Here is a 1,757-nt window from a genome sequence, read left to right as displayed (position 1 = left end):
GATGGTGTCCGAGGGCGAGATGGTCGAGGTCGGCACTGCGATCATCTCGGTCGGCTCCGCGTCCGATGCCGCCGCTCCCGCGGCCACGGCACCCGAGGTCGACCTGTCCGACATGGACCTCTCCAACCCGGCCGCCTCCGGTGGTGGCGAGGGCGAGTCGCTCGTCGGTCGCAACAAGGCCGAGCGTGGCCCGCAGCGCCGGTCCCGCCACGGCTCGGCGTCGCCGTCGACCCCGGCCGGCGCCCAGGCGCAGCTGCAGTTGCAGGGGGCCTTCGCGCCCGGTGGGGCACGCTCCGAGGAGGTCGTGACCTCCGACGAGCCGGCCGTGCCGGCCACTCCCGCTGAGCCGGTGTCGGTCGCTGCTCCCGCCGAGGCACTGGTGCCGGCCGTGGTCCAGTCGCCCAGCGCCGTACGCGCCCTGGCGAAGCCGCCCGTGCGCAAGCTCGCCAAGGACCTCGGCATCGACCTCACGACCCTGATCGGATCCGGTGCCAACGGGGTGATCACGCGGGCCGACGTCGAGGGTGTCTCCTCGTCCTCGTCCGCGGCCCCGACCGCGTCCGCCCCGGTGGCTCGCCCCGGCGAGCGGGAGACGCGCGAGCCGGTCAAGGGCGTGCGCAAGATGATGGCGCAGGCGATGGTGGGGAGCGCGTTCTCGGCGCCCCACGTCACCGAGTGGATCACCGTCGACGTGACGGCGACGATGGAGTTCGTGGCGCGGTTGAAGAAGCGGCGCGAGTTCAAGGACGCCAAGGTCTCGCCGCTGCTCGTCCTCTCGCGGGCGGTCATGCTGGCGATGAGGCGGACCCCGGAGATCAACACGTTCTGGGACGAGGCCACGCAGGAGGTCGTCTACAAGAATTACGTCAACCTCGGGATCGCCGCGGCCACCCCGCGTGGGCTCGTCGTGCCGAACATCAAGGACGCCGACCAGCTCTCGCTGCTCGACCTCGCGGGTGCCCTCGCCGGGCTGACCGCGACCGCACGCGACGGCAAGACGCAGCCGGCCGAGATGGCGGGCGGGACGTTCACGATCACCAACGTCGGTGTCTTCGGCGTCGACGCCGGTACGCCGATCATCAACCCGGGCGAGGCCGCGATCTTGTGCTTCGGCGCAGTGCGCAAGCAGCCGTGGGTGGTCGGTGACGATATCGTGGCTCGCGACATCACCACGCTGGCGCTGTCCTTCGACCACCGGCACATCGACGGCGAGAAGGGCTCACGCTTCCTCGCCGACGTCGCCGGGATCCTCGAGGACCCGGGCACGGCCCTGCTGTTCTGAGGAAGAATCGACCCGCTCGGCCGGACTCTGAAAGGATGGCGGCATGTCTGCGGAGTCTCCGCCACCCACCGCGGCGGTCCTCCTGCACGCTCAGAGGGTCGCCGAGCAGCTTCGGCGCGAGTCCGAGGAGGAGGCCGCTCGCGCGAGCGACCACGTTCGCGGCCTCGTGGCCGCGGCCGCAGGCGACCGCGCCGACGCCGAGCAGGTGCGCGCCGAGGCCGAGCAGGTTCGCCTCGACGCCGAGCAGGTTCGCGCGCGCGCCGAGCAGGTGCTCGAGGAGGCCTCGGAGGAGGCGCGGACGATCGTCGCCGACGCGGGCGAGCAGGCCACCGTGCTTCTCCGCACCGCAGAGGCCCAGCACGACCGGCTCCGCGAGGAGGCTCGCCAGCAGGCGGAACGACGGCATCTCGAGGTCTCCGGACTCGTCGAGCAGGTCCAGTCCGAGGCAGCGAAGCTCCAGGCCTCGGCCCAGACC

General features: G+C 72.1%; 1 protein-coding gene and 1 pseudogene. Both read left to right on the top strand.

Annotated elements, in window-relative coordinates:
• The first annotated feature begins 1 nt into the window (after position 1).
• On the top strand, positions 2-1,282 hold the full coding sequence (locus RMO85_RS19530; RefSeq protein WP_310530377.1) for a dihydrolipoamide acetyltransferase family protein: 1,281 nt from the start codon (positions 2-4) through the stop codon (positions 1,280-1,282).
• A gap of 43 nt (positions 1,283-1,325) precedes the next feature.
• Positions 1,326-1,757, top strand: a pseudogene (locus tag RMO85_RS19525) (hypothetical protein); the annotation flags it as partial.

Origin of the sequence: Nocardioides sp. (assembly GCF_031422975.1) — a bacterium.
GTDB lineage: Bacteria > Actinomycetota > Actinomycetes > Propionibacteriales > Nocardioidaceae > Nocardioides.
This window is presented reverse-complemented; position numbering and strand designations above follow the sequence as displayed.

Coding starts and splice junctions, on each gene's coding strand:
- RMO85_RS19530 (WP_310530377.1), top strand. CDS start 2: ATGGTGTCCGAGGGCGAGATGGTCGAGGTCGGCACTGCGATCATCTCG.